The following is a 6,688-nucleotide window of genomic DNA, read 5'->3' as shown; positions in this document are numbered from 1 at the left end:
ACAATCAGTGGGCGATTTCGGTCCCGCGTGAGCGCCAGACCGCAAGCGAGACGCTGGCCCAGAAGGCCACTGCCTACGGCTTCGAGGGGGTCCAGGTCGACGGAATGGATCCGCTGGCAGTGTACAAGGTCACTCGTGAGGCCGTCGAGAAGGCCAAAAACCCCGGCGAGGACGAGCTTCGTCCGACGCTGATCGAGGCGGTGCAGTACCGCTTTGGCGCACACACGACTGCCGACGATCCGTCGGTCTATCGCGACGACGACGAAGTCGAACGCTGGAAACAGAAAGACCCCATCCCGCGGATGGAGACGTTCCTGCGGAACAACGGAATCTTGGACGACGAGCGCGTCGACGCGATCGAGAACCGGATCGAGGAGTCGGTCGCCGACGCCATCGACGCGGCTGAGGTCGTCGAGCGCCCCGACCCGGAGGAGATTTTCGCCCACGTCTACGAGGGCATGCCCAAGCGGCTCCAGCGCCAACTCGAGTACTTCGAATCGATCCGCGAGGAACACGGCGACGACGCACTGCTGGAGGGATAACGTATGGCTACGCACGCAGATTCCGACACGGAGACGGACGTACAGTCAGAGCCCGATGTCGAGGCGGTCGACTCCGAGAACCTCACGCTCGTCCAGGCGGTTCGGGACGGTCTCTACACCGAGATGCAACGCGACGACGATGTCGTCGTCATGGGCGAGGATGTCGGCGAGAACGGCGGTGTCTTCCGCGCTACCGAAGGGCTGTACGAGGAGTTCGGCGACCAGCGAGTCATCGACACGCCGCTTGCCGAATCCGGTATCATCGGAACGGCCATCGGGATGGCCGCCTACGGGATGCGGCCAGTCCCCGAAATCCAGTTCCTCGGGTTCATCTATCCCGGGTTCGACCAGGTCGTCTCTCACGCCGCGCGCCTGCGAACGCGCTCGCGCGGCCGATACACGTGCCCGATGGTCATCCGTGCGCCATACGGCGGCGGCATCCGGGCACCCGAACACCACTCCGAGTCCTCGGAGGCGATGTTCGCCCACCAGCCTGGACTGAAGGTCGTCATTCCGTCCACGCCGTACGACACGAAGGGACTACTGACAAGCGCGATCCGCTCGCCGGACCCGGTTGTCTTCCTCGAGCCGAAGCTCATCTACCGAGCGTTCCGCGAGGAAGTTCCCGAGGAGTCCTACGAGGTTCCCCTCGGCGAGGCAGCCGTCCGCCGCGAGGGGTCGGACATCTCCGTATTCACGTGGGGTGCGATGACGCGACCGACGATCGAGGCCGCGGACAACCTCGAGGGCGAAATCGACGTCGAGGTCGTCGACTTGCGGACGTTGTCACCGCTGGACGAGGACGCCATCGTCGAGTCCTTCGAGAAGACCGGCCGCGCGGCGGTCGTCCACGAGGCACCCAAGACGGGCGGGCTCGGCGCGGAGATCGCCGCGACGATCCAGGAGCAGTCCCTGCTGTACCAGGAAGCACCGGTCGAGCGCATCACCGGCTTCGACACGCCGTTCCCGCTGTACGCGCTCGAGGACTACTACCTGCCCGAAGCGGCTCGTATCGAGTCGGGCATTCGGGAGACGATGGGGTTCTAACATGGTACGCGAGTTCCAACTTCCGGACGTCGGCGAGGGCGTCGCCGAGGGCGAACTGGTCTCGTGGCTGGTCGCGGAAGGCGACACCGTCAGCGAGGATCAGCCCGTCGCGGAGGTCGAGACCGACAAGGCCCTCGTGGACGTGCCAGCGCCGGTCGACGGTACCGTCGCCGAACGCCACTACGAAGAAGGAGATATCATCCCTGTCGGTGACGTCTTCATTACGTTCGAGGTCGAGGGCGAGAGCGAAGCCGAAGCCGAAGCCGAGGCCGAGGCGGACACCGAGGCAACCGAACCAGACGCCGGGACGGAGGCCGAACCCGCCGGCAGCCCCGGCGCGACCGGCGGCGACACCGACGAGGTCGCCACGCCGACCGACCGCGTCTTCGCACCGCCTCGAATCCGCCGCCTGGCCCGCGAAGAGGGCGTCGATCTCACCGCCCTCGAGGGGTCGGGCCCCGGCGGTCGGATCACCGCAGCGGACGTAACGGCCGCGGCCGGCACCGCGCCCCAGCCTGCAGGAGACGCTGGTTCCGAAAGCGAAACCTCCGCAGGAGGTGACGAGACTGCCGGCGAGTCGACGACCAGTGCCGACGCGACCTCGAGCGCCGAGGCGGCGTCGACCGGGGCGACTCGGACCAAACCGCCTGCCAACATCGAATCGGCCGATCGCGACCGCACCCTCGCTGCGCCCGCAACCCGCCGCATCGCCGACGAGGAAGGCGTCGACCTCGATGCCGTGCCGGCGAGCGAACAGCGCGACGGCGAGGCGTTTGTCACCCCCGAGGACATCCGCGAGTACGCCGAGGCCCAACAGCGTGCCCAGAAGGCCGACCGCGAGGCCGTCGCAGCCGGCCAGTCCGTCGGCAGCGAGGAGACGTTCGCACCCGGCGAACGCGAGCGCCGTGAGGACTTCGGCGGCGTCCGCAAGCGCATCGCCGACGCGATGGTCGAGTCGAAGTACAGCGCCCCACACGTCACCCACCACGACGAGGTCGACGTGACCGAACTCGTCGAGGCTCGCGAGGAGCTCAAGCCCCGCGCCGAGGAGAAGGGTATCCGACTGACCTACATGCCCTTCATCGTGAAGGCCGTCGTCGCGGCGCTGAAAGAGTACCCCGAGATGAACGCGGTCATCGACGAGGCAAACGAGGAGATCGTCTACCGCGACTACCACAACGTCGGGATCGCCACCGCTACGGACGTAGGGCTGATGGTCCCCGTCCTCGAGGACGCCGACGGCAAGGGGCTACTCCAGCTCTCCTCGGAGATGAACGAACTCGTCGAACGCGCCCGCGGGCGCTCGATCAGTCCCGACGAACTCCAGGGATCGACGTTCACGGTCACCAACATCGGCGGTATCGGCGGCGAGTACGCCACGCCGATCCTGAACTATCCCGAGTCGGGCATCCTCGCGGTCGGCGAGATCAAGCGCAAACCCCGCGTCGTCGAAGACGACGGCGAGGAACGCATCGAACCCCGTTCGGTGATGACCCTGTCGCTGTCGTTCGACCACCGGCTGATCGACGGCGCTGTCGGCGCGCAGTTCACGAACACCGTCATGGAGTACCTCGAGAATCCGAACCTACTACTGCTCGAGTGACGATGAGACCCACTATGCAATCCACACTGACACCGCACGTAACGGAGGGGAAATAGATGGTCGTCGGAGATGTCACTACCGGGACGGACGTACTGGTCGTCGGCGCGGGGCCGGCCGGCTACGTGGCCGCGATCCGGGCCGGACAGCTCGATCTGGACGTGACGCTCGTCGAGAAAGACGCCTACGGCGGGACCTGCCTGAACTACGGCTGTATCCCCTCGAAGGCACTGATCACGGCGACCGACGTCGCCCACGAGGCCAGCCACGCCGAGGAGATGGGAATCCACGCCGATCCGGCAGTCGACATGGCCGGCATGATCGGCTGGAAGGACGACGTCGTCGATCAACTGACCGGCGGCGTCGAGAAGCTCTGCAAGGCAAACGGCGTCAACCTCCTCGAGGGAACCGTCACGTTCGACGACGAGAACACCGCTCGCATCTCCCACAGCGGGGACGGGCAGGGCTCGGAGACCCTCGAGTTCGAACACGCGATCGTCGCGACCGGCTCGCGGCCGATCGAGATCCCGAACTTCTCCTACGAGGACGAGCCCGTCCTGAGTTCGAAACAGGCGCTCGACCTCGACTCCGTGCCGGAATCGCTGGTCGTCGTCGGCGCGGGCTACATCGGGATGGAGCTTGCCAGCGTCTTCGCCAAGCTGGGAACCGACGTGACGGTGATCGAGATGCTCGATTCGATCCTGCCCGGCTACGACGACGATCTCAAACGCCCGGTCAAGCAGCGAGCCGACGACCTCGGCATCGAGTTCGAGTTCGGCTACACCGCTTCGGAGTGGGAGGACACGGCTGACGGCATCCGCGTCGTCGCCGATCCCGCCGAAGACATCGCCGCCGACGGTGGCGCTGAAGCCGAGCCAGTCGAGTCCGAGTCCCTCGAACTCGACGCCGAGAAAGTACTGGTTGCCGTCGGGCGCGAACCCGTCTCGGATACGCTCGATCTCGAGGCGGCGGGCGTCGAGACCGACGATCGCGGATTCATCGAAAGTGACTCCCGCGCCCGCACGAACGTCGACCACATCTTCGCGGTCGGCGACGTGGCCGGCGAGCCGATGCTCGCACACAAGGGCAGCGCCGAGGGGCAGGTCGCCGCGGAAGTCATCGCCGGCGAACCCGCCGCGATCGACCACCAGGCGATGCCCGCAGTCGTCTTTACCGATCCCGAAATCGCGACGATCGGGATGACCGAAGCCGAGGCCGAAGAGGCCGGCTTCGAGACGGTAGTCGGCGAGTTCCCGTTCCGCGCGAGCGGCCGTGCGCTGACGACCGGTGACTCCGAGGGCTTCGTCAAGATCGTCGCCGAAAAAGAGGACGGCTACGTTCTCGGAGCCGGTATCGTCGGCCCCGAGGCCTCCGAACTGATCGGCGAGCTCGGCCTCGCGATCGAACTCGGCGCGACGCTCGAAGACGTCGCGTCGACGGTTCACGCCCACCCGACGCTGTCGGAGTCCGTCATGGAGGCCGCCGAGAACGCGCTCGGACACGCGATCCACACGTTGAATCGCTGAACACCCGAGCGACGGGCGACTCGCTCTTTTTTGCCCGTTCACTCGGTTCCCCTCGCTTCACTCGATCCGTCGCTGTGGCCGACCCATTCCCTTCCTATTACCTTCGGAGGGTCTTGACCGATCGTGTTCGGACGGGTTCCCGGCCGGTAAGAATCTACTTAACAACCCTTCATTGGGCGGCCACAACTCTCGCTCGTACTGATGACCTCCCCCCATTCCCCCGACCTACGTCGGCGGACCGTCCTTTCGATCGCCGGCACGAGTGCCCTCGGCGCGCTCGCCGGCTGTCTCTCGACGCTCTCCGGCGACGACTCGGAGTCGGACCCGACCGCCGGTGATGCCGACACTGACGACGACAACGACGACAGGAACACACCCCTGACGGACTACGAGTACACGGAACCGCCACGGATCGTCGACGTGTCAGAACAGGGGTACGAGTCGACGCTCCGAACCGTCCCCGCTCGCCACGAGCTCGTCACGGAGGAAGCCGCGGGCGGTCCCGTCGAACTCCCCGAAGTGTGGGCCTGGCAAGCCGACGACCTGGCACCATCGGTTCCCGGCCCGATCTATCGTATGCCGGAAGGCGAAACGTTCGAACTCACCTACGACAATAGCGATCACGACCGTCCCCACACCGTCCACGTCCACGCGGTCGGGAAGTCGTGGGACGACGACGGTGCACCGGTCACCAACCGCGACCGTGTCGACGCCGGCGAGAGCCACACTTACGTCCTCGAGGGTGACGTCCCGGGAACCCACGTCTATCACTGTCACTACCAGACCCACAACCACCTCGACATGGGGATGTACGGCATCCTACGTGTCGATCCCGAAGACTACGAGCCCCCCGACCGCGAGTACTTCTTCACGCTCCGGGACTGGGACACGCGACTTCACGACCGTGAAGCCGGCGGCGACACTGACTACACCCCGACCGAACGGTCGTCGGACGCCTACACGCTCAACGGCCGCAGCGCGCCGACGACGTTCCACCCAGAACTCGGAACGCCGCTGGTCGTCTCTCGGGGAGAGACGATGCACCTCCACGTCGCGAACAACGGGTACGAGTCACACCCCTTCCACACCCACGGACACCGCTTTACAGTCATCGAGAAAGACGGTTCTCCGATCCCAGAAGACGCCCAGTACGAGGAAGACGTGATCAACATCGGCCCCGCGGAACGGTACACCCTCGAGATCGAGGCAGACGCCGACCCGGGGATCTACCCGGCTCACTGTCACAAGGTCCACCACGTGACGACCGAGGGACAGTATCCCGGCGGGATGGCGACAGCAATCGTCTACGAGGACGCGATGGAAACCGAGGAGTTCGGCGAAATCATGGCCGACGCCGGCTTCGACGGCTGATACGGATTCTCCTACCGATGTCCCGTGGAACCGCGACCTGAAGGGGTTGTACCGGAACTGACGGCCAGTACACCGTACCAACAGACAGTGACCGAAGGAGAGACCGAGCCCATCGCTCGAGGCTACAGGCTCCGGGGGAACTCCCGGAGTGTCCACCATTACTGGACGTACAGCGAATACGCGATCACGATAAAGCCTGCAAGCACCAGCAGACTCTCGAGCAAGATCCCCAGTGGGAGCGATACTCCGAGCAACTCGTAGAGCATGCCGGCCAACACGAGCCCGAGCGTCACGAGCCCAAACCCGAGCGCGAGCAAGCCAAGCGCCTGCTGTCTGGTTCGCCGATACGCCTTGTACGCGAAGTACGTGATAACGCCTCCCACGATGAGCACGAGCGTCTTGACGACCGCGAGCGCGAGCGCGATTTCCATGCCGCCGGTCTCGTACGGACTCATGTTTCCTTTCGCACCTCCGACCACAGCTCCGCGAGCCGTTCGTCCGCCGTCCGTGCCGGCCGCTCGATTTCGACCGCCAACTCGCGATCCTCGTCCAGAGAGAGTGAAATCTCTTCGAACGCCACCGCATACTTACTCGCGTGGTGG

6 protein-coding genes and 1 pseudogene are annotated in these 6,688 nt (G+C 65.4%); 5 read left to right on the top strand and 2 right to left on the bottom strand.

Features of this window, described 5'->3' with window-relative positions; genetic code table 11:
• The 5 genes from C446_RS15450 to C446_RS15430 form a co-directional block, all read left to right on the top strand.
• A partial coding sequence (locus tag C446_RS15450; RefSeq protein ID WP_006674067.1) for a thiamine pyrophosphate-dependent dehydrogenase E1 component subunit alpha occupies positions 1-542 on the top strand: 542 nt, incomplete at its 5' end.
• 3 nt (positions 543-545) lie between these two features.
• Entirely contained in the window at positions 546-1,589 is a 1,044-nt protein-coding gene (locus tag C446_RS15445) for an alpha-ketoacid dehydrogenase subunit beta (RefSeq protein WP_006674066.1), read from the top strand.
• Between the two features lies 1 nt (position 1,590).
• On the top strand, positions 1,591-3,192 hold the full coding sequence (locus C446_RS15440) for a 2-oxo acid dehydrogenase subunit E2 (RefSeq protein ID WP_006674065.1): 1,602 nt from the start codon (positions 1,591-1,593) through the stop codon (positions 3,190-3,192).
• A 56-nt stretch (positions 3,193-3,248) separates the two neighbouring features.
• Positions 3,249-4,715, top strand: coding sequence for a dihydrolipoyl dehydrogenase (gene lpdA / locus C446_RS15435; RefSeq protein WP_006674064.1), 1,467 nt, complete (start codon positions 3,249-3,251; stop codon positions 4,713-4,715).
• Between the two features lie 201 nt (positions 4,716-4,916).
• Entirely contained in the window at positions 4,917-6,086 is a 1,170-nt protein-coding gene (locus C446_RS15430) for a multicopper oxidase domain-containing protein (RefSeq protein ID WP_006674063.1), read from the top strand.
• A gap of 158 nt (positions 6,087-6,244) precedes the next feature.
• Here the strand turns inward: C446_RS15430 and C446_RS15425 are convergent, their stop codons facing one another.
• Both C446_RS15425 and C446_RS15420 read right to left on the bottom strand, forming a co-directional pair.
• The gene (locus C446_RS15425; protein WP_006674062.1) at positions 6,245-6,541 is read right to left on the bottom strand and encodes a DUF7521 family protein; all 297 of its coding nucleotides are present in this window, start codon (positions 6,539-6,541) and stop codon (positions 6,245-6,247) included.
• Positions 6,538-6,688, bottom strand: a pseudogene (locus tag C446_RS15420) (transcriptional regulator); the annotation flags it as partial. The gene C446_RS15425 and the pseudogene C446_RS15420, both read right to left, overlap by 4 nt.

Source organism: Halobiforma nitratireducens JCM 10879, from assembly GCF_000337895.1.
GTDB lineage: Archaea > Halobacteriota > Halobacteria > Halobacteriales > Natrialbaceae > Natronobacterium > Natronobacterium nitratireducens.
This window is presented reverse-complemented; position numbering and strand designations above follow the sequence as displayed.

Coding starts and splice junctions, on each gene's coding strand:
- C446_RS15445 (WP_006674066.1), top strand. CDS start 546: ATGGCTACGCACGCAGATTCCGACACGGAGACGGACGTACAGTCAGAG.
- C446_RS15425 (WP_006674062.1), bottom strand. CDS start 6,541: ATGAGTCCGTACGAGACCGGCGGCATGGAAATCGCGCTCGCGCTCGCG.
- C446_RS15440 (WP_006674065.1), top strand. CDS start 1,591: ATGGTACGCGAGTTCCAACTTCCGGACGTCGGCGAGGGCGTCGCCGAG.
- lpdA (WP_006674064.1), top strand. CDS start 3,249: ATGGTCGTCGGAGATGTCACTACCGGGACGGACGTACTGGTCGTCGGC.
- C446_RS15430 (WP_006674063.1), top strand. CDS start 4,917: ATGACCTCCCCCCATTCCCCCGACCTACGTCGGCGGACCGTCCTTTCG.